Annotated in this window: 19 protein-coding genes; 15 read left to right on the top strand and 4 right to left on the bottom strand. The window is 69.5% G+C overall.

The features are described 5' to 3' along the window. The first annotated feature begins 16 nt into the window (after nucleotides 1-16). The 4 genes from smc to EV648_RS31375 all read left to right on the top strand — a co-directional run bounded on the left by smc (nucleotide 17) and on the right by EV648_RS31375 (nucleotide 6427). Nucleotides 17-3580: a chromosome segregation protein SMC gene (gene smc / locus EV648_RS31360; protein WP_199234918.1), complete on the top strand. Its 3564-nt coding sequence runs from the start codon at nucleotides 17-19 to the stop codon at nucleotides 3578-3580. Between the two features lie 144 nt (nucleotides 3581-3724). Then, complete coding sequence (locus EV648_RS31365) at nucleotides 3725-4297, top strand: TetR/AcrR family transcriptional regulator (protein ID WP_132298739.1); 573 nt, start codon at nucleotides 3725-3727, stop codon at nucleotides 4295-4297. Between the two features lie 108 nt (nucleotides 4298-4405). After that, nucleotides 4406-5428, top strand: a complete 1023-nt coding sequence (locus EV648_RS31370) for an alcohol dehydrogenase (RefSeq protein WP_132298740.1) — start codon at nucleotides 4406-4408, stop codon at nucleotides 5426-5428. Nucleotides 5429-5443: 15 nt separating this feature from the next. After that, nucleotides 5444-6427: a zinc-dependent alcohol dehydrogenase family protein gene (locus EV648_RS31375; RefSeq protein WP_132298741.1), complete on the top strand. Its 984-nt coding sequence runs from the start codon at nucleotides 5444-5446 to the stop codon at nucleotides 6425-6427. Here the strand turns inward: EV648_RS31375 and EV648_RS31380 are convergent. Beyond that, nucleotides 6417-6746 carry a nuclear transport factor 2 family protein gene (locus EV648_RS31380; RefSeq protein ID WP_132298742.1) on the bottom strand — a complete coding sequence of 110 codons (330 nt, stop codon included), beginning with the start codon at nucleotides 6744-6746 and terminating at the stop codon, nucleotides 6417-6419. The two genes, EV648_RS31375 and EV648_RS31380, sit on opposite strands and share 11 nt — an antisense overlap. 94 nt (nucleotides 6747-6840) lie before the next feature. Between EV648_RS31380 and EV648_RS31385 the strand changes: the two genes are divergently transcribed. The 6 genes from EV648_RS31385 to EV648_RS31405 all read left to right on the top strand — a co-directional run bounded on the left by EV648_RS31385 (nucleotide 6841) and on the right by EV648_RS31405 (nucleotide 10615). Continuing rightward, on the top strand, nucleotides 6841-7362 hold the full coding sequence (locus EV648_RS31385; RefSeq protein ID WP_132298743.1) for a hypothetical protein: 522 nt from the start codon (nucleotides 6841-6843) through the stop codon (nucleotides 7360-7362). 132 nt (nucleotides 7363-7494) lie between these two features. Further along, nucleotides 7495-8028, top strand: a complete 534-nt coding sequence (locus tag EV648_RS31390; protein ID WP_132298744.1) for a sigma-70 family RNA polymerase sigma factor — start codon at nucleotides 7495-7497, stop codon at nucleotides 8026-8028. Next, entirely contained in the window at nucleotides 8025-8747 is a 723-nt protein-coding gene (locus EV648_RS31395; RefSeq protein ID WP_132298745.1) for an anti-sigma factor, read from the top strand. The genes EV648_RS31390 and EV648_RS31395 overlap by 4 nt, the downstream gene beginning before the upstream one ends. 31 nt (nucleotides 8748-8778) lie before the next feature. Continuing rightward, a complete protein-coding gene (locus EV648_RS31400; protein WP_132298746.1) occupies nucleotides 8779-9882 on the top strand; it encodes a low specificity L-threonine aldolase in 1104 nt (367 codons plus the stop codon). Nucleotides 9883-9895: 13 nt separating this feature from the next. Further along, nucleotides 9896-10036, top strand: coding sequence for a hypothetical protein (locus EV648_RS42785; protein WP_158292932.1), 141 nt, complete (start codon nucleotides 9896-9898; stop codon nucleotides 10034-10036). A 27-nt stretch (nucleotides 10037-10063) separates the two neighbouring features. Further along, nucleotides 10064-10615: a dihydrofolate reductase family protein gene (locus EV648_RS31405; protein ID WP_132298747.1), complete on the top strand. Its 552-nt coding sequence runs from the start codon at nucleotides 10064-10066 to the stop codon at nucleotides 10613-10615. A gap of 386 nt (nucleotides 10616-11001) precedes the next feature. Here the strand turns inward: EV648_RS31405 and EV648_RS31410 are convergent, their stop codons facing one another. Continuing rightward, complete coding sequence (locus tag EV648_RS31410) at nucleotides 11002-11907, bottom strand: M56 family metallopeptidase (RefSeq protein WP_132298748.1); 906 nt, start codon at nucleotides 11905-11907, stop codon at nucleotides 11002-11004. Then, nucleotides 11904-12290, bottom strand: a complete 387-nt coding sequence (locus EV648_RS31415) for a BlaI/MecI/CopY family transcriptional regulator (RefSeq protein WP_132298749.1) — start codon at nucleotides 12288-12290, stop codon at nucleotides 11904-11906. Before EV648_RS31415 ends, EV648_RS31410 begins: the two co-directional genes overlap by 4 nt. 79 nt (nucleotides 12291-12369) lie before the next feature. Between EV648_RS31415 and EV648_RS31420 the strand changes: the two genes are divergently transcribed. The 5 genes from EV648_RS31420 to ftsY are packed head-to-tail and all read left to right on the top strand — an operon-like array spanning nucleotide 12370 to nucleotide 19362. Continuing rightward, nucleotides 12370-13767, top strand: a complete 1398-nt coding sequence (locus EV648_RS31420) for a cytochrome ubiquinol oxidase subunit I (RefSeq protein WP_132298750.1) — start codon at nucleotides 12370-12372, stop codon at nucleotides 13765-13767. A gap of 10 nt (nucleotides 13768-13777) precedes the next feature. Next, a complete protein-coding gene (cydB, locus tag EV648_RS31425) occupies nucleotides 13778-14809 on the top strand; it encodes a cytochrome d ubiquinol oxidase subunit II (RefSeq protein ID WP_132298751.1) in 1032 nt (343 codons plus the stop codon). Further along, nucleotides 14806-16434 carry a thiol reductant ABC exporter subunit CydD gene (gene cydD, locus EV648_RS31430; protein ID WP_132298752.1) on the top strand — a complete coding sequence of 543 codons (1629 nt, stop codon included), beginning with the start codon at nucleotides 14806-14808 and terminating at the stop codon, nucleotides 16432-16434. The genes cydB and cydD overlap by 4 nt, the downstream gene beginning before the upstream one ends. After that, on the top strand, nucleotides 16431-18134 hold the full coding sequence (gene cydC / locus EV648_RS31435) for a thiol reductant ABC exporter subunit CydC (protein WP_241995775.1): 1704 nt from the start codon (nucleotides 16431-16433) through the stop codon (nucleotides 18132-18134). Before cydD ends, cydC begins: the two co-directional genes overlap by 4 nt. Nucleotides 18135-18177: 43 nt before the next feature. Further along, entirely contained in the window at nucleotides 18178-19362 is a 1185-nt protein-coding gene (gene ftsY, locus EV648_RS31440) for a signal recognition particle-docking protein FtsY (protein ID WP_132298753.1), read from the top strand. Nucleotides 19363-19392: 30 nt separating this feature from the next. Here ftsY and EV648_RS31445 read toward each other — a convergent pair whose 3' ends face one another. Then, entirely contained in the window at nucleotides 19393-20184 is a 792-nt protein-coding gene (locus tag EV648_RS31445; RefSeq protein ID WP_158294111.1) for a trans-aconitate 2-methyltransferase, read from the bottom strand. Between the last annotated feature and the right edge of the window lie 10 nt (nucleotides 20185-20194).

The raw sequence follows: 20194 nt of genomic DNA on the forward strand, positions 1-20194 counted from the left end.
GGTTGGGAGCTACGCCTTGTACCTGAAGAGCATGACGCTCCGAGGTTTCAAGTCCTTCGCGTCGGCGACGACGATGAATTTCGAGCCGGGGATCACCTGCATCGTCGGCCCGAACGGCTCCGGGAAGTCCAACGTCGTCGACGGCCTCGCCTGGGTGATGGGCGAGCAGGGGGTGAAGTCCCTGCGCGGCGGCAAGATGGAGGACGTCATCTTCGCCGGCACCTCCGGCCGGGCCCCGCTGGGCCGCGCCGAGGTGGTGCTGACCATCGACAACTCCGACGGCGCGCTGCCGATCGACTACGCCGAGGTCACCATCTCGCGGACGATGTTCCGCAACGGCGGCTCCGACTACCAGATCAACGGCCAGAACTGCCGGCTGCTCGACGTCCAGGAACTGCTCAGCGACTCCGGTATCGGCCGCGAGATGCACGTCATCGTCGGCCAGGGCCAGCTCGACTCGATCCTGCGCGCCACCCCGGAGGGCCGGCGCGGGTTCGTCGAGGAAGCCGCCGGTGTGCTGAAGCACCGCAAGCGCAAAGAGAAGGCGATCCGGAAGCTGGAGGCCACCGAGGGCAACCTGCACCGGCTCGGCGACCTGATCACCGAGATCCGCCGCCAGTTGAAGCCGCTCGGGCGCCAGGCGGAGGTGGCGCGGCGAGCGGTGACGATCCAGGCGGAGGTTCGCGACGGCCGCTCCCGGCTGCTCGCCGACGACATCGTGCAGGCCCAGTCCGCGCTCGAGGCCGAGCTCAAGGACGAGGCCGCGCTGACCGAGAAGCGGTCCCAGATCGAGGCCGCGCTGCGGGAGGCCCGGGACCTGGAGGCCACCCTCGAGGACGCCCTGCGCACCGACGCGCCGGCGCTCCAGGCCGCGCAGGACACGTGGTACCAGCTGTCCGGCTTCGGCGAGAAGATCAAGGGCACGGCCCGGATCGCGGCCGACCGGATCCGCTCGCTGAACGACGAGGCCGAGGAGCCGCGCAGCGGGCGCGACCCTGAGGAGCTCGAACTGGAGGCTGCCCGGGTCCGGGAGACCGAGGCGCAGATCGAGGCCGAGGTCGAGGCCCATTCCGAGCTGCTCGCCGAGTCCATCGAGCGCCGCCAGCAGTTGGAGGCCGAGCACGCCGAGGAGGAGCGCCGGATCGCGGCGCTGATCCGGGCCGCCGCGGACCGTCGGGAGGGACTCGCCCGGCTGACCGGCCAGGTGAACGCGCTGAAGAGCCGCGCGGCCGCCGCCGAGTCCGAGATCGGCCGGCTCGCGGCCAACCAGCGCGAGGCGGAGGCCCGCGCCGCGAAGGCGCAGCACGACTTCACCGCGCTCGAGACCCAGGTGGCCGGCCTCGACGCCGGTGAGCGAGGTCTCGACGAGGAGTACGAGGCGGCCCAGGGCGTCCTGGACGAGCTGGAGGAGCGCCTCACCAAGCTGCGCGCCGAGGAGCGTGACGCCGAGCGGGAGCGGACCGGCCTGGCCGCCCGCAAGGAGGCCCTGGAGCTGGGCCTGAACCGCAAGGACGGCGCCGGCGCCCTGCTGGCCGCCTCCGAGCAGGTGACCGGCCTGATGGGCTCGGTCGCCGCGCTGTTGAGCGTGCGAACCGGGTACGAGACCGCCATCGCCGCCGCGCTGGGCGAGGCCGCCGACGCCGTCGCCGTGACGCACACCCAGGCCGCGCTGGACGCCGTCGGACACCTGAAGGAGCATGATCTCGGCCGCGCCGGGCTGTTGCTCGGCGATGCCCCGGCCGATGACTTCGCGTCGTGGCCCCAGCTGCCCTTCGGCGCGAAGTACGCGGTCGAGGTGGTGGACTGCCCGGAGAACCTGCGGCCCGCGCTCAAGCGCCTGCTCCGCAAGGTCGCCGTGGTCGACGACGTCCCCGCGGCCCGGTCGCTCGTCCAGCACCTGCCCGACGTCACCGCGACCACCCGCGCCGGCGACGTACTGGGTGCCCACTTCGCGTACGGCGGGTCCGACGCGGCGCCGAGCCTCATCGAGGTGCAGTCCGCGGTCGACGAGGCCGCCGAGAAGCTGACGGAAGCCACAGCGCGGAGCGAGCGGCTGCGGTTCGAGCTCGCCGCGATGGAGCGCGAGCGGGAGCAGCAGAAGCAGTCCGTCGAGATCGCGCTGGCCCGGCTGCACGAGTCGGACGCGTCGATGGCGGCCGTTGCCGAGCAGTTGGCGCAGTTCGGGTCACTGGCGAAAGCATCCCGCGGCGAGGCGCAGCGGATGGCCGAGGCGATCGCCGCGGCCGAGGCCGAGCGGGACCGGAACCTGTCCGGCCTCGCGGACCTCGAGAACCGGCTGAACGACGTCGAACAGTACGGCGACGACGAGGGCGACGAGCCCGACCCGACCGAACGTGACCGGCTCGCCGAAGCTGCTAAGGGCGGCCGAGCGGCTGAAATGGAAGCACGGCTGGCTCTGCGGACGACCGAGGAGCGCGCGCGGGCTCTGTCCGGTCGCGCCGACTCCCTGGAGCGCGCGGCCCGCCAGGAGCGCGAGGCTCGTGCCCGGGCAATCGCGCGGGCGTCCCGGCGGGCACGCCAGTCAGAGGCGGCGCAGGCCGTGCACCTGGCGGCTGGGCATGTCCTTGCGCGGCTCGAGCACTCCCTGCAGCTGGCAGCCTCGGAGCGGTCGGCGATCCAGGCCGAGCGTGCCGATCGCGAGCAAGCGCTGGCCCAGGCTCGTTCCGCTACTCGCAACCTGAGCAGTGAACTCGAGCAGCTGACGAACACCGTGCACCGTGACGCGCTGGCCCGGGCAGAGCAGAAGATGCGGCTCGAAGCGCTGTACGAGAAGGCGTTGAGCGAGCTCGGTACCGAGGTGGACGCGCTGATCGCGGAGTACGGTCCGGACCAGCTGGTGCCGCCGCTGCCCAAGGACGGCGACGACAACACCCTTGAGCTGGAGGCCGAGCCGTTCGACCGGGCGAAGGTGCAGAAGCGGCTGAAGACCGCCGAGCGCGCGCTGAACCAGCTGGGGCGGATCAACCCGCTCGCGCTGGAGGAGTTCGACGCGATGGAGGAGCGGCACCGCTTCCTGTCCGAGCAGCTCGACGACCTGAAGAAGTCCCGGCGCGACCTGATGGACATCGTCAAGGAGGTCGACGACCGCGTCGAGCAGGTCTTCACCGAGGCCTACCGCGACGTCGAGGTCGCCTTCGAGCACGTCTTCAGCCGGCTGTTCCCCGGCGGCGAGGGCCGGCTCGTGCTGACCGACCCGGACGACATGCTCGGCACCGGGATCGACGTCGAGGCTCGTCCGCCGGGTAAGAAGGTCAAGCGGCTGTCGCTGCTGTCCGGTGGTGAGCGCTCGCTGGTCGCGGTCGCGTTCCTGGTCGCGCTCTTCAAGGCCCGCCCGTCGCCCTTCTACATCCTCGACGAGGTCGAGGCCGCGCTGGACGACACCAACCTGGGCCGCCTGCTGGAGATCTACGAGGAGCTCCGCGAGAACAGCCAGCTCCTCGTCATCACCCACCAGAAGCGCACCATGGAGGTCGCCGACGCCCTGTACGGCGTCACCATGCGAGGCGACGGCGTCTCCGCCGTCATCTCCCAGCGAATCCGCGAACCCGAACCCGCCTGACCAGCCCTCCCTGATCTCGCGGTCCCTCCCTGATCAGGCGGGCAGCGGCCGGATCACCCAGTCACTGCCTCCTCCGTCGCGGCCGGCACCGGCCAGTTCAGCGGAGTGCTTGACTTGGCTGAGACGACCGGTCATATTGGACGCATGGCTAGGCGGAGCATGCGGGAAGAGATCGTTGAGGCGGGGCAGGCTCAGTTTCATGAGCGGGGGTTCAATGCCGCGGCGGTGAAGGACATCACGGATCGGGCCGGGGTGCCGAAGGGGTCGTTCTACAACCACTTCGAGAGCAAGGAAGCGCTCGCGATCGAGGCCCTGGAGCGGTACGGGGTGTCGCGGCGGCTGGGGGATCTGGCCGACCAGTCCGTGGAGCCGCTGGCGCGGATCCGAGCGCACTTCGAGTACCTGCGGGACGAGGTGCTCGGCTATGGCAACCTTCGGGGTTGCATGCTCGGCAACTTCACCACCGAGGTTGCCGACCACAATGACTCCATCCAGCAACTGCTGAAGCAGGGGCTCGGTCTGTGGGCCGAGCGGCTGGGCGGGGCGCTCGCGGAGGCGCAGGAGGCCGGCAGCATTCCCGCCGGGCTCGACACCGCGATGATCGGGCGGTACCTCGTGAGCGCCTGGGAAGGCACTCTGATCCGGGTCCGCGCCGAGCGATCGCCGGAACCCTTCGACGACTTCTTCACCGTCACCTTCGACACCCTGCTCGCTTAGCCGGACCTGACCCGGCCGCTCCGTCGAGAGCAGTCGGATTAACAACTTCCCCTTTCCAGGGGAGAGCTCTACCCACTTCAAGACGACCGATCATCTTAGGAGCAGGATATGACCACGTACCGCGCGGTGCAGGCGACCGGCGACGGCGCTTTCACCCTGGTCGAGCGCGAACTGACTGAACCCGGCCCCGGACATGTCCGGATCGCCGTGGAGGCCTGCGGCGTCTGCCACAGCGACATGTACGGCGTGCACAACGTCATCGGCAACCGCCCGGCCGGTACGCCGATCGTCCCCGGCCACGAGGTGGTCGGCCGGATCGACGCGCTCGGCCCGGACGTCACCGGCTGGACCATCGGCCAGCAGGTCGGCCTCGGGTACCTCGGCGGCCACTGCGGCTCCTGCGCGAACTGCCGGCGCGGCGACTTCGTCTACTGCACGGACCAGCCGGTGCTTGGCGACTCGATCGACGGCGGCTACGCGGAATCCGTGATCGCCCGGGCCAGCGGGCTGGTCGCAGTACCGGAGGAGTTGGGGGCGGCGGAGGCGGCGCCGTTGTTGTGCGCTGGGATCACCGTGTTCAACGGGTTGCGCAAGGGCGCGCCGCGGCCGGGTGACCTGGTCGCTGTCCAGGGCATCGGCGGCCTCGGCCACCTGGCGATCCAGTACGCCGTGAAGCTCGGCCTGCGGGTGGTCGCGATCGCGCGGGGCGAGGGGAAGCGCGAACTCGCGTTGAAGCTGGGCGCCACCGAGTACATCGACAGCGCGGCGGTGGACCCGGGCAAGGCTCTGCAGGAGCTCGGCGGCGCCACCGTCATCATCGCGACCGCGACCTCCGGCGCCTCGATGACTCCACTGGTGGAGGGCCTCACGTTGCGCGGCCGCCTGATCGTGGTCGGCGCTGCCGGCGACCCGATCGAGGTGGCCACCTCGGCGCTGATCTTCGGAGGCCGCAGTATCGCGGGCTCGCTGACCGGCACACCCAGCGAGAACGAGGAGAACCTCGCTTTCAGCCTGGGCAACGACGTCCGGCCGATGGTCGAGACGGTTCCACTCGAGAAAGCCGCGGACGCGTACGCCCGGATGCTGTCCGGTGCCGCGCGTTTCCGCATGGTCCTCACCACGAACAACTGAGACAGGGATAGCACAATGAGCCAATTGATCCTGAATGCGATCGGCGACATCGATGAGTCCGTTGCCCTGGTCACCGATCTGGACCTGACCGTCGGCCCGGACGACGTGCTGGTCGGCATCGAGGCCGCCGCCATCAACCCGGTGGACTTCATGCTTGCCTCCGGCACCTATGGATATCAGGCGCAGGCGCCGTTCGCGCTCGGCTCCGAGGGGGTCGGGCGGGTCGTCCAGGCCGGTACGTCGGTGGACCAGTCGCTGGTCGGCCGGCGGGTCCTGATCGTGCCGAACTACCAGCAGGGCACCTGGGCGGACCGGGTTGTCGTTGCCTCCCGCAACATCGTGCCGCTTCCCGACGAGGGTGACCCGGCACAGCTGGCGATGGTCGGCATCAACCCGCTGACGGCGTACCTGGCCCTGAACAAGTACGTCGATCTGCAGCCCGGGCAGTGGGTCGGGCAGAACCTGGGGAACTCCGGCGTCGGGCAGTACGTGATCGCTCTGGCGAAGCAGACCGGCCTGAAGACCCTCAGCGTCGTACGGCGTGAGGAGGTGGCCGAGCGGCTCCGGGCTGCCGGCGCCGACCTGGTGGTTGTCGATGGCAACGACCTGGCGGGGCGGATCGCCGAGGCGCTGGGGGAGGAGAAGTTGTCCCTGGTGCTCGATGGCACCGGCGACGCCACAGCGGGAGCGTTGGCGCGGTCGCTGGAGTTCGAGGGGACAGTGGTCAGCTACTCCAGCGTGACCGGTGCTCCGACGGCGATCGGCCTCGGTGACTCCATCTATCGGCAGTTGTCGCTGCGCGGTCTGTGGATCGTCAACTGGCTGAACAACGCGTCGCGCGAGGAGCTCGAGCAGACATACACCGAGCTCGCCGCGCTGGTCGCCGACGGCGTACTGCGGGCCGAGGTCGAGGCGACCTACCCGCTGGCGGAGTTCCGCAAGGCGCTGGACCACGCCCGCCAGGGCGGCCGCTCGGGGAAGATCCTGTTCAGGCCGTGATCGTCATCGAGGCGACCAGGTCACCCTGGACGTCGAAGGTGAAGTGGGAGGGACCGTTGTAGCCGTCGCCGCCGACCTGGGTGGTGATGGTGACAGGGTTGCCCGGAGTGGACACCCGGAGGTCCGAGATGGTCGCGCGCTTGCCGATCAGCTCGTTGTCGCTCCAGGACCGGATCCGCTCCGGGCCGCGGAACTGCCGGCCCCAGTCGTCGACGTAGCCGTCGGTGGCGAAGGCGGCCACGAAGGCGTCGTTGTCCTGCTCGTCGATCGCGGTCAGCACGCGCTGCACCGCCGGGGGCAAGGTGGCGTCGGTACTCATAACGTAACGATAACCGCGGAGCTCTCCCTGAACCGGTCGGCCCGTCCGTCCGTGTGGGTGGTGTCGAACGGCCCACAACCCAAGGAGAAGTCCCATGAAGCGCTTCGCCACGTTCGTCGGAACAGCCGTTCTCGGTCTGGCCGGACTCACCGCCTGTGGTGGCGGCGACGAGACCCCGGCCGCCGCGCCGAGCAACACCAGCAGTCAGTCGGCGCCCGCGTCGTCGGTCACCAAGCTCGCCACCGCGAATGTGGGCAACTTCGGCAAGATCGTCGTGGACGGCTCCGGCCGGGCGCTGTACGTGTTCGACAAGGACACCGCTGATCCGTCGAAGTCGAACTGCGACGGCGACTGCGCCGTCAAGTGGCAGCCGGTGATGGCCGGCAGCGGTACGCCGCAGCTGGACGGGGTGGACGCCTCGCTGGTCGGCACGGTGACCCGGACCGACGGCACCAAGCAGGTCACGCTGGCCGGCCTGCCGCTCTACCTGTTCGCCAGTGACAGCGAGGCCGGGGAGGCCGAGGGCCAGGGTGTCGGCGGGGTCTGGTGGGTCGTCGGCGCGGACGGCAAGAAGATCACCACCCAGGCCTCGGGGTCGGGCAGCGACGGGTACTGAGCCCCGATGGAAGCGACCACCTACCTGCTGCAGGGCTCCACTTGGGGCCCTGCGGTGTCCCCTGTGCTGCCCATGGTCGCTGGATCGCCTATCGTACGAACGACCGCGACAGTCGAGGCCGGGAGGATAGCGGTGGGTGACACGGACCGCCGGCCGGAGGCTGCCGAGGCGTTGATCCGCTCGCTGTACGCCGAGCACGGCCGCAGCGTGCTCGCGTACGCGACCCGGCTGACGGGTGATCGAGCGGCCGCGGAGGACATTGTCCAGGAGACTCTGGTCCGGGCGTGGAAGCACGCTGACGACCTGCTCGAGGGCAAGGGGTCGGTTCGCGGCTGGCTGCTGACGGTCGCGCGCAACATCGTCACCGATCGGGCTCGGGCTCGCGCGGTGCGGCCCGCCGAGGTGGCGGAGGTGGAGGATCGCCCGCCGGTGGAGGGCGACCACTCCGAGGCGGTGGTGAACACGATGGTGGTGCTGGACGCGCTCGACCAGGTATCGCCGGAACATCGTGAGGTGCTGGTGCAGTTGTACTACCGCGGCCGGTCCGTGACCGAAGCCGCGAAGGAACTCGGAGTTCCGCCGGGTACCGTGAAATCGAGATCGTATTACGCCCTCCGCGCACTCCGCGCGGTGATGAGTGGACCGGAAGCGGAGGTGGCCCGATGAGCGAACACGATCCCTCGCGGCTCGGCGCCTACTCCCTCGGCGCGCTGGAGCCGGACGAGGTCCGCGAGATCGACGAGCACCTGGCCGGTTGTGCCGAGTGCCGCCAGGAGTTGGCCGAGCTCGACGAGATGAAGGAGTTCCTCGGCGATGTACCGCCAGAGGCCTTCCTGGACGGGCCGCCGGCTGACGGTGACCTGCTGCTGCAGCGGACCCTGCGGGAGGTTCGCTCGACCGCCGCGGCCGAGGTTGCGGCCGCCGAGGCTGGGACTGCCGCGCCTCCTGCGGCTGCGGCGCGCAAGAAGCGCTCGACGTGGTACCTGGTGGCCGCTGCCGTCGTCTTGATCGCCGGCGCGCTGGGCGGCGGCGTACTGATCGGTCGTCAGACGATTGCTGATCCCGATGCGCCCGTGGCCGGGTCGAAGCAGGTGACCGCCACGGACACGGTGACCCGGACGACCATGGCGACCACGGTGGAGCCGCGAGCCGGCTGGAGCTGGATCATGGTCAACATCGCGGGCCTGAAGGCCGGGGCCGAGTGCGAGATGCTCGTCACCGACAAGGCCGGCAACACCTTCGTGGCGGGCAGCTGGGTGGTCTCGGAGAAGGCAGCGCGCGAGGGCAGCCGCTTCGGCGGCGGTGTGCTGATCCCGATCGACCAGGTCCGCTCCGTGGAGATCAAGACTCTCCAAGGCGAGCACGTGGTGACTACGCCGGTCTAAATCTGGTTGCGACGTCGGGGAGGATGGATGCGTGACTCACCCGACGACGACCGCCTCCGAAGATCTTCGTTCCCGCCGTAAGGCTGCTGCCGCCGAGTGCACCCGCTGGTTGTCCGGCCGGAAGACGCCGGTTTCAGACAGCCTGCTTGCGCTGGCCGCGGCGGCGACCGAGGAGGAGCGCGACGGCTACGGGACCGGAGGTGAGGTCGAACTGCTGGAGCAGGAGGTCGCAGAGCTGCTGGGGAAGCCCGCGGCCGTGTTCGTGCCCAGCGGGATCATGGCTCAGCAGAGTGTGCTCCGGGTGTACGCCGATCGGGCCGGCACTCAGCGGGTGGCGCTGCACGGGCTCTCGCACTTCCTGCAGCATGAGCTGAACGCCCTGGAGGAAGTGCACCACCTCCGCATCGAGCGGCTGACCTCCGAGCCGCGGCAGCCCCGGCCGGACGAGCTGGCCGCCATACCGGGTCGCCTGGCCGCTGTGGCGCTGGAACTACCCTTGCGCGACGCCGGGTTCGTGCTGCCGACGTGGGACGAGTTGGTGGTGTTCGCCGAGGCTTGTGCGGAGCGCGGCGTACCGCTGCATCTGGATGGCGCCCGGCTGTGGGAGAGCACGCCGTACCTGGAGCACAGTCTTGCTGAGGTGGCTGCACTGGCCTCGACCGTCTACGTGTCGTTCTACAAGGGGCTGGGCGGTCTGAGCGGTGCCGCTGTCGCGGGGCCCGAGGACCTGATCGCAGAGGTACGTCGTTGGCAGCGCAGGCTCGGCGGCAACGTCTACACCCTCTTCCCGTACGCCGTGTCCGCGCGAGACGGGCTCCGCAACGTACTGCCGCTGATGGGAGACCTCCACCAGCAGGCGATCGAGCTGGCTGCCGCCTTGCAGAGCACGGGATTCCGCGTCTTCCCGGAGCCGCCGCACACCAACTCGTTCCGCGTCTACGCGCCGCGGCCGGCCGAGCAGATCGAGGTGACCGCCGTACGCCGGATGGAGGCGACCCGCGAATCGATCTCCGGCGCGTGGCAACCGGCCGACGTACCGGGCTGGTCGTTTGTGGAACTGGTGGTGACACCGGACACGTTGCGCTGGGAGATCGACGAGGCGGCGAAGGCTTTCGGGGAACTTCTGGAAGACTGAGGTCGTAGCACTGGTGAGGCTGGTGCACGGCAACAATCGGGGAGAGAAGTCGCTAGTGCTGACGTTCGTCATCACCATGGTCATTCTGCTGGTTCTGTCGGGACTCGTCCTGCTCGCGGTCGCCCGCGGCGAGGGCAAGGGAATCGGCCACTGAGCTACCAAAGCCATTAGATTGTGGGAGATGAGAGAGCTCATCTTCCAGGAATACGTGTCGCTCGACGGGTACGCCGCCGGGCCCGGTGACGACCTCACGTTCTTCGACAGCGTCGCGGACCAGGCCGACAGCGACAACCTCGACCTGCTCGAGACCGTCGACACGATGCTGCTCGGCGCGAACACCTACCGCCTGTTCGTCGACTTCTGGCCGACGGCAACCGACGAGGTGATCGCGCCGCAGCTGAACCGCCTCCGCAAGGTGGTCGTCTCGTCGACCCTCGACAGCGCACCATGGGGCGACTGGGAGCCGGGCGAGATCGTCACCGACCCGGTCAAGGCAGTCACCGCCCTGAAGTCCGAGGACGGCAAGAACATCATCCTGTGGGGGAGCATCAGTCTTTTCCACACTCTGCTCACGGCTGGGCTGGTGGACGAGATCCAGTTGCGCGTGTGCCCGATCCTGATTGGTGGTGGCAAACCTGTCTTCCCTGCCCAGGACACGCCACAGCCGCTGACTCTTCTCGAGGCAACCCCCTGGGCGACGAACGGCACGCTCCTCCGCTACAAACCCAGCTAGTACTACGTCCCACGCGGCTGAGGGCCGTACGGAAAGACAGGAAGTACTACGTGTGCTGAACGCCTGGGCAGGCGCGGGAGGTAGACGTCGTGAGCGACATCTTCCTGTCGGTCGGTACAGCCGGAGCAGGAATTCGGGCGGGCGGCTTGGGTGGCGAGTCGTGCCACGTCGTGGTGGCGGCTCTATGACCACCCGAGCCCATCCGGCGGAGCCTGCCGTGGTGGTTGCGGTGGAACCAGCCAGCCGAGCTGACCAGCCCAGCGCGCTTCGGCGGAACCCGATCCAGGTGCCCGATCGATGACCTCGGCTGCGGGAGCCCCCGCTTTCACTGAGCCCGCGACGGAGCAGCGGCCCGGGTGGGAGTAGGAGCCGCGCGGGGCGCAGTACTACGTGACCGCGTTGGCGAGAGCCTTGAGGATAGGGGCGGCGACGGTGAGGGTGGGGACCACAAGGAGTAGGGCTGCTGTGGCGTAGGTGGCTGAGGCCAAGACCGGGTGGTTGGGTTCCGGGTCGGCTAGGCGTTGGACTCGGAGAACCGTGGAGGACTTGGCTGCGGCCAGGGCGGCTTCGGGGGCGGGGGAGCCGGCTAGGGCTACCAGGGCTCGAGCCAGGGGGAGGGGGCCGTTGCGGCGGCGGGCGTCGTCGTCGGCGAGGAGTTCTACCAGGGTTCGGGCTTGGTCGAGGGCTACGTCGCTGCGGACCCAGCGGGGGAAGGCGTGGTGGAGGGCGGTGAAGGCTTCCAGCACCAGGTCGTGCCTGGCACGCAGATGCGCCTGCTCATGGGCCAGTACCGCGCGCAGTTCACCGTCATCGAGGCAGTCGAGCGCACCAACGGACACGACCACCCTCGAGCCACGCATTGCCGGCAGACAGTAGGCGAGCGGCGTCTCCTCGGCCAGCACGCGTAAACCCGGGATCAGCCCGTCCGGTGTCGCCAGCACGTCCACCAGATCGCGGTGACGCTTCCGCCGCGCCCTGGTCCCGACTGCAACCCGCCCGACAGCCCAGACCAGCCTGACAGCGACAAGCGCAGTCAACGCAAGCACAGCCGCAGCGGCGAGATCCCGCGCAGACGACGGATCGAATCGAGGCTCACCAGGCTCACCCGCCGTCGAGTACGACAGTGCGAGCCCAGCCCCCAGAGCAGCCAGTACTGCGGCCAGCGCGATCGCCTGCCAGAGGGCAACGGCAGCGCGGGGGATCCGGTACGGCCAGCTGGAGCGAGCCAGGAGAGCCGGTGCCGGCCCGGTCAGCACCAGCGCGAGTGCAGCGAGCAGTAGCGGGGTGATCACCCCTCCCGAGCCTCCAGCCGCGCGAGCGCGTCGCGGAGCAAGGCTGCCTCTTCGTCGCTGACCTGCCCGACGAACCGCACCAGGGCCTCGCGGCGGTCGCCGGCCCGGTCGAGCGCGTCGCGCATCAGATCCGCGGCCATCTCCTCGCGGGGCGCTGCGGCCTTGTAGCGCCAGGCCTTGCCGTCCCGCTCGCGCTCGGTAAGTTTCTTCTTGGCAAGCCGGTCGAGCACCGTCATCACTGTGGTGTAGGCGAGATCGCGGGTGCCCGCGAGTCGCTCGTGCACCTCGCGCACGGTGAGTGCGCCGTCGGCGGCCCAGAGCTGCTCCATAACGAGCCGCTCGAGGTCGCCGAGGGGGCGTGGTGTTCTCGCATCGGTGGCCACGTGATCAGTATAACTACGCAATGTAGTAGATCGCCGCTAGCATCTACTACGTAACGTCGTAGACGGCTTGGAGGCCGGCATGGACACCCTGGATCTGGCCAGGTGGCAGTTCGCGATCACCACGGTGTACCACTTCTTCTTCGTCCCGGTGACGATCTCCCTGGTCGCGATCACCGCCGGTCTGCAGACCGCGTGGGTGCGGACCGGCAAGGACAAGTACCTGCGGCTGACCAAGTTCTACGGGAAGCTGTTCCTGATCAACATCGCGATGGGTGTGGTCACCGGGTTGGTGCAGGAATTCCAGTTCGGGATGAACTGGAGCGACTACTCGCGCTTCGTCGGCGACGTGTTCGGCGCCCCGCTGGCGCTGGAGGGGCTGCTCGCGTTCTTCCTCGAGTCCACCTTCATCGGGCTGTGGATCTTCGGCTGGGACAGGTTGCCGAAGAAGATCCACCTGGCCTGCATCTGGATGGTGGTGCTCGGCAGCCAGTTGTCGGCGTACTTCATCCTGGCGGCGAACTCCTGGATGCAGAACCCGGTCGGCTTTCGCTACAACGCCCAGCGCGGCCGCGCCGAACTGACCGACATCGGCGCGGTGCTGACCAACAAGGTCGTCCTGGTCACCTACCCGCACACGATCTTCGCCGCGTTCATGGTCGGCGGCGCGTTCGTCGCCGGGGTGGCGATCTGGCACCTGGTCCGGCGCAAGGGCGTCGACACCGACGCGTTCCGGACCGCGATGCGGCTGGGCGCCGTCGTCGTCATCGTCGCGGGCGCCGGGGTCGCGTTGAGCGGCGACCAGCAGGGCAAGGTGATGACCGAGGTGCAGCCGATGAAGATGGCCGCGGCCGAGGCGCTCTACCAGACGGAGAAGCCGGCCTCGTTCTCGATCTTCACCATCGGCACGCTGGACGGCTCCCGGGAGATCTACTCGCTGAAGGTGCCGTACCTGCTGTCCTTCCTGGCCACCGGGCACTTCGAGGACGAGGTGAAGGGCATCAACTCGCTGCAGGAGGCCTACGAGCAGCTCTACGGACCAGGCTCGTACAACCCGAACATCCCGCTCACCTACTGGACCTTCCGGTTGATGATCGGGGTCGGGATGGCGTCGGCGGCGATCGCCGTCTGGTTGCTCTGGACGACTCGCCGGGGCCGGGCGCCGGCCGGCTGGCTGGCCTGGGTGGCGCTGCCGTTGCCGCTGCTGCCGCTGGCCGCGAACTCCTTCGGCTGGATCTTCACCGAGACCGGACGGCAACCCTGGCTGGTGTTCGGCCTGCTGCCGACCGCCTCCGGGATCTCACCCGGTACCACGACGTCCGAGGTTCTGACCTCGCTGATCGGCTTCACCCTGCTGTACGGCGCACTGGCCGTGGTCGAGGTGAAGCTGATGTTCCGGGCGATCCGTGCGGGCCTGGATCCGGTCGAGCCCGACGATGCGCCGGACCAGCCCGACAAACCACTCTCCTTCGCGTACTGAGGTGCTGACCATGGAACTCACGACGATCTGGTTCATCGTCATCGCGGGCCTGTGGGTAGGGTACTTCGTGCTCGAGGGGTTCGACTTCGGCGTCGGCATCCTGCTGCGGGTGCTCGGCCGCCACGAGCCCGAGCGGCGCGCGGTGATCACCACCATCGGCCCGGTCTGGGACGGCAACGAGGTCTGGCTGATCGTGGCCGGCGGCGCCACCTTCGCGGCCTTCCCCGAGTGGTACGCGACGCTGTTCAGCGGGTTCTACCTGCCGCTGTTCGCGATCCTGGTCGCGCTGATCCTGCGCGGGGTGGCGCTGGAGTACCGCGGCAAGCGGGACGACCTGGTGTGGCGCTCGCGGATGGACACGATGATCACCATCGGGTCGGTGCTGCCCGCGCTGCTGTGGGGGATCACCTTCGCCAACCTGGTCCGCGGGGTGCCGATCGACTCGTCGCACGAGTTCGTCGGGAGTCTGGGATCCCTGCTCAGCCCGTTCGCGCTACTGGGCGGGGTCGCCTTCACTGCGGTCTTCGTGGCGCACGGCGCGATCTTCCTGGCACTGAAGACGACGGGGGAGTTGCGGCAGCGGGCGAACCGATTCGCGTCGCTGAGCGGTCTCGCAGCCGCCGTACTGGCCGTTGGCTTCCTCGCCTGGGCTCATGGGATACGTGGCGACCTCGCCTCCGCAGTGGTCGCAGGGGTTGCCGCCGCGGCGTTGCTGGCCGGGCTGGTAGCCAACAGGTTCGGCCGCGAGGGCTGGGCCTTCTTGGGTACGGCGGTCGCGGTCGCGCTGGCGGTGGTCTCGCTGTTCGCGGCGATGTTCCCGGACGTGATGCCGTCGAGTCTCGATCCGGCGTGGAGCCTGACCACCACCAACGCCGCGTCGACGCCGTACACCTTGAAGATGCTGACGATCATCGCGGGCATCTTCACGCCGCTGGTGCTGCTGTACCAGGGCTGGACGTACTGGGTGTTCCGCAAGCGGATCACCGTCGAGCCGGTCACGGTGACACCGCTGTCCCCACCCCAACCCGGTCCCGTGTCATGAAACCGGTGGATCCGAGGTTGCTGCGGAGGGCGCGGGCGGCTCGGGTGTTCATGGTCGGCTCAGTGCTGATCGGGATCGCCACCGGGCTGCTGATCATCCTCCAGGCGGTCCTGCTGGCGAAGGGGATCGCCGGGGTCGTGCTGCACGGTGCCGACATCACCCGCGTGGCCTGGCAGTTGGCTGCGGTCCTGGTGGCACGGGCCGCGCTGCAGTGGTTGCAGGAGGTCGTCGCACAGCGGGCGGCAGCCGCAGTGAAGTCGACGCTGCGGCGGCAGGTGCTGGAGCACTCGCTGAAGCTCGGGCCTGCCTGGCTCAGTGGTGAGCGGAGCAGTGCGCTCACCACCCTGCTGACCAAGGGCCTGGACGATCTGGACCCGTACTTCGCCCGCTACCTGCCGCAGTTGGTCCTTGCGGCGACAGTGCCGGCGGGGGTGGTTGCCTGGATGGCCACGGGAGACCTGATCGCTGCGACGACCGTGCTGGTGACGCTGCCGCTCATCCCGGTCTTCATGGCGTTGGTGGGGTGGGCGACGCAGGCCCACAGCCGGCGCCGGCAGCACGCCCTCGCAGTACTGGCTCATCACTTCGCTGATGTGGTGGCCGGGCTGCCCACGCTGAAGCTGTTCGGCCGGGCGAAGGCCCAGGCGGCCGCCGTACGCCGGGTGACCGACCAGCACCGGGTGGCGTCGATGGCGAGCCTGCGGCTGGCGTTCCTGTCGTCGTTCGTCCTGGAACTCCTGGCGAGCATCTCGGTGGCGCTGGTCGCGGTCGGCGTCGGACTGCGGCTGGTGGAGGGGAAGCTCGGGCTGGAGACGGCGCTGCTGGTGTTGATCCTCGCGCCCGAGGCTTACCTGCCCTTGCGGCAAGTCGGTGCGAACTTCCATGCGAGCGCGGATGGGGTCGCGGCCAGCGAGGAAGTGTTCCGCGTGCTGGAGACGCCACTGCCCGAGCGCGGCGAGCGGAGCGACGTACCGGATCTGCGGGTGACCTCGCTGCACCTGCACGACGTGACAGTGCGCTACCCGGATCGGGACGAGCCAGTACTGCGCGACTTCGACCTGGATCTCTGGCCGGGTGAGGTGGTCGCGTTGGCCGGGCCCAGTGGTGCTGGGAAGTCCACGGTGATCGCGACGATCCTCGGCTTCGTTGTGCCCGAGGGCGGCGTGGTCGTGGCCGGGGGAAGTGCGGCGGACGAGTTCGCGCCGGAGCGGTGGCGTGAGCAGTTCGCCTGGGTGCCGCAGCGGCCGGGACTGCGGCTGGGGAGCATTGCGGACAACGTGCGGCTCGGACGGCCCGACGCCAGCGACTACGACGTACTGCGGGCCCTGGCTGCTGCGGGTGCTCCTGAGCTCGACCCGGCCAAGGCGGTGGGGGAGGGCGGTCAACTGCTGTCGGGTGGTCAACGGCGCAGGGTGGCACTGGCGCGGGCGTTGATCACCGAGGCGCCTGTCCTGCTGCTGGACGAGCCGACTGCCGGGTTGGACGCATCCTCCGAGGCTGCGGTGGTCGCCAACCTGCGAGCCACGGGACGGACCGTGCTGCTGGTCGCACACCGGCCGGCACTGCTCGCTGCTGCGGACCGAGTGGTTGAGGTGGGCCGAGTGGAAAGCCTGGTGACCGCATGAGCATCGCGACCAGAGCCGGTGTGGCTGGGACTCGGGCTGTGGCAGAGGCTGGCGGCGGTCCGAGGGCTGCAGAGCGGGTGACGGTCGGCTGGTGGGCGTTGGTGAAGCCGGATCGGCGGGCGCGGCCGCGGCTGGCTCTGGCGGTGTTGGCCGGGGTGCTGGCGTCGGGGTCCGCTGTGGCGCTGCTTGCCACGTCTGCCTGGCTGATCACGACTGCGGCCGCCCAGCCGCCCGTGCTGATCCTGATGGTGGCGATCGTTGCCGTACGGGCGTTCGGAATCGGTCGGGGCTTCTTCCGGTACGTCGAACGGCTCGCGGCCCACGACGCGGCGTACCGGGTGCTGGGCGAGACCCGTTCGCGGATCACCGGGCGGATGGAGGAACTGGCACCGGCTGGGCTGTCCTCGCTCCGGAGCGGGGACCTGCTGGCTCGCCTGCTCCTGGATGTCGACGCGGTACTGGACCTCTGGCTACGGGTGGTCCTGCCCGTGCTCGTTGCCGCCGTGACCGCTACAGCGACGGTTGCGCTGCTCGTGGTGCTGCTGCCCTCGGCGGGTGTCGCGGTGGCTATCGCTGTGGCGCTCGCTTGCACGGTGGTGCCGTGGCTGACGGCGAGTAGTGCCCGGAGAGCCGAGCGGTCGATCGCAGGAGCCAGGGGCGACGTCGCGGCCGCTGCGACGGAGACTCTGCTGACTGCCGCCGACGTCGTCGCCTTCAACGCGGTCGACGACGTACTGGCATCCTTCAGCGCGGCAGATGCTCGACTGGCTGCCGCAGAGCGTCGCTCGGCCTGGAGTGCAGGGCTGGGCAATGCACTGCTCGTCCTCTGTGTCGGCGGAGCGAGCCTCGCAGGCCTAGTGCTCGGCCACCAAGCGGCCATCACCGGCCCCGTCTTCGCAGTACTCGTGCTGACCCCGCTGGCCCTCGCTGACGTGCTCGGCGGCATCCCTGCCGCCGCCCAGTTGGCGACACGCGTGCGGGCGTCACTGGCCCGCGTACAGGACCTCCTGAGCACGCCGACCCCAGTCACCGAGCCCACGGCGGCACTACCGCTCCCGACCGGCCGGGAGCTCGCGATCAAGAACCTGTACGCCGGATACGACGACGCGGACGTACTGCGAGGAGTGGACCTGGTCGTGCCGGCCGGGAGCCGGGTAGTCGTGACTGGGCCCAGCGGTTCCGGCAAGAGCACCTTGGCCGCGGTGCTGCTGAGGTTCCTCGAGCCACGGTCCGGGCAGCTCACCATGGGCGGTGTCGACCTGACCAAGTTGCATGGCGACCAGGTGAGGTCGGTCGTCGGGTTGCTGACCCAGGAGAGCCACGTGTTCGACACGAGCATCCGGGAGAACCTGCTGCTCGCCAAGCCCGGCGCGAGCGACCTGAAGCTCTGGAAGGCGCTCTACCGGGCCAGGCTCGGACAGTTCGTCGACGGCTTGCCGCAGGGACTCGACACCATGGTGGGCGAGCACGGAGCCCGGTTGTCCGGCGGAGAACGGCAGCGGCTCGCCTTCGCCCGGCTGTTGCTGGCGGACCACGATGTGCTGGTGCTGGACGAGCCCACCGAGCATCTGGACGAGGAGACCGCCCGGGCGCTGCTCGCGGATCTGTTCGCGGCGGCGGGCCGGCGGACCGTAGTACTGCTCACTCACCGGCCCGACCTCGCTCCTCACCTAACGCAACCGGTCGTGGACCTCCGGTGAGCGATGCGGGCCACGGTCCGGGTGTCTGCCAAGATGGGGAATCGTGTTGATCTCTCAGCTTGTCACCCTGCTCACCGACCAGGCCCTGATCGCCATCATCGCGGTGATCGCCGTCCTGCTGGTCGGCGGTACCACCGGACTGGTCATCTCTCGGCGCCGCAAGGCCGAACTGCCGGCTCCTCAGCCGACCCCGGAGATCGCCGAGCCCCAGGTCGGTGACGACGCCGAGGAACCCCGGGACACGCCGACCCGGACGCTCGAGGACACCGAGCTGCCCGAGGCCGGCGCGACCACCACGATCGAGAAGCCCGAGTCAGCCCAGGGCCGGCTGGTCCGGCTGCGGGCGCGGCTGGCCCGCTCGCAGGGTTCGCTCGGCAAGGGGCTGCTCGCGCTGCTGTCGCGGGACAAGCTCGACGACGAGGCGTGGGAGGACATCGAGACCACGCTGATCACGGCCGACGTCGGCGTCGCGCCGACCCAGGAACTGGTCGAGCGCCTGCGCACCCGGGTCCGGGTCGAGGGCGTCACCGCCGAGCAGGCCCGCACCATCCTGCGCGAGGAGCTGATCGCGCTGGTCGACCCGTCGCTGGACCGGTCGCTGAAGGTGGAGCGCAAGGAGAACCAGCCGGCGGTCGTGCTGGTCGTCGGTGTGAACGGCACCGGCAAGACCACCACGGTCGGCAAGCTGGCCCGCGTGCTGGTTGCCGAGGACAAGCATGTGGTGCTCGGCGCGGCCGACACCTTCCGCGCGGCGGCGGCCGACCAACTGCAGACCTGGGGCGAGCGGGTCGGGGTCCGGACCGTCCGCGGCCCCGAGGGCGGCGACCCGGCCAGTATCGCGTTCGACGCGGTCAAGCAGGGCATCGAGGAGCAGGCCGACGTGGTGCTGGTCGACACGGCCGGCCGGCTGCACACCAAGACCGGCCTGATGGACGAGCTCGGCAAGGTCAAGCGGGTGATCGAGAAGACCGCCGAGGTGGACGAGGTGCTGCTCGTCATCGACGCCACCACCGGCCAGAACGGCCTCACCCAGGCCCGGGTCTTCGCCGAGGTGATCAACGTGACCGGCCTGGTGCTGACCAAGCTGGACGGCACCGCCAAGGGCGGCATCGTGATCGCCGTGCAGCGCGAGCTGGGCGTCCCGGTCAAGCTCGTCGGCCTCGGTGAGGGCGCGGACGACATGGCCCCCTTCGACGCCGAGCAGTTCGTCGACGCCCTGCTCGACTGAGCAGGCCGGCCCGGCGGCTGTGGCCCGGTCTTAGCGCCGCTTGGCCAGGTGGAGGAGGGTCGCGACGTCCAGCACCACCTGGCTCGGCAGCACGGCCACCAGCGCGTCGACCAGGTCCTGGCGCTCGTCCGCCTCGAGCATCCGGTACGACGATTGGGTGGTCAGGTAGGCCAGGTAGTCCTCGGCGGACAGCTCGCGCTTCCAGCGGTAGACCTTCTGCCTGAGCTCTCCGAACTCGGGCCGCACCGACAGCTCGTCGTTCGGCCAGAGCTTCAGCAGGCTGTCCGGTTCGGGCGGCTCACCCGCCGGAGCGAGCATCGGCACCTGCTCGCGGAGCACGCCGAACACCTTGGCCCGTACTTCGGGGTCCGCCACTCGGTCGTAGTTCCAGAACAGGGCCAAGGCGCCACCGGGACGCAGGGCAGCCGCTGTACGGGCCCAGCGGGTGTCCGGGGCGGTCCAGTGGAACGCCTGCGCGCTGTAGACCAGGTCGTAGGACTCCTCCGGCTGGTAGGTCTCCAGTGACGCCATCGCGATGTTCACGGCGAGGCCGGCCACGCGCTGGCGGAGTACGACCGCCATGGCCGGGTCGGGCTCGAGCGCGGTGATGCGGAGGCCACGGCCCTCGAAGGCGACCGTGGCCTTGCCGGTGCCGGCACCGATGTCGAGAGCCGTCGGCTGGGGCGGTGCGTAAGCCAGCACCTCGTCGACCAGCGCTTCCGGGTAGCCGGGGCGGACCCGCTCGTACTCCGTCGCCACCTCGCCGAACACCAGTGCCTGCACCCGGTCCGTGGCGATGTCTTCGTCGCTCTCCCCAGTCATGCCGAGGAGC

The sequence above is a fragment of the Kribbella sp. VKM Ac-2568 genome (genome assembly GCF_004345365.1).
GTDB lineage: Bacteria > Actinomycetota > Actinomycetes > Propionibacteriales > Kribbellaceae > Kribbella > Kribbella orskensis.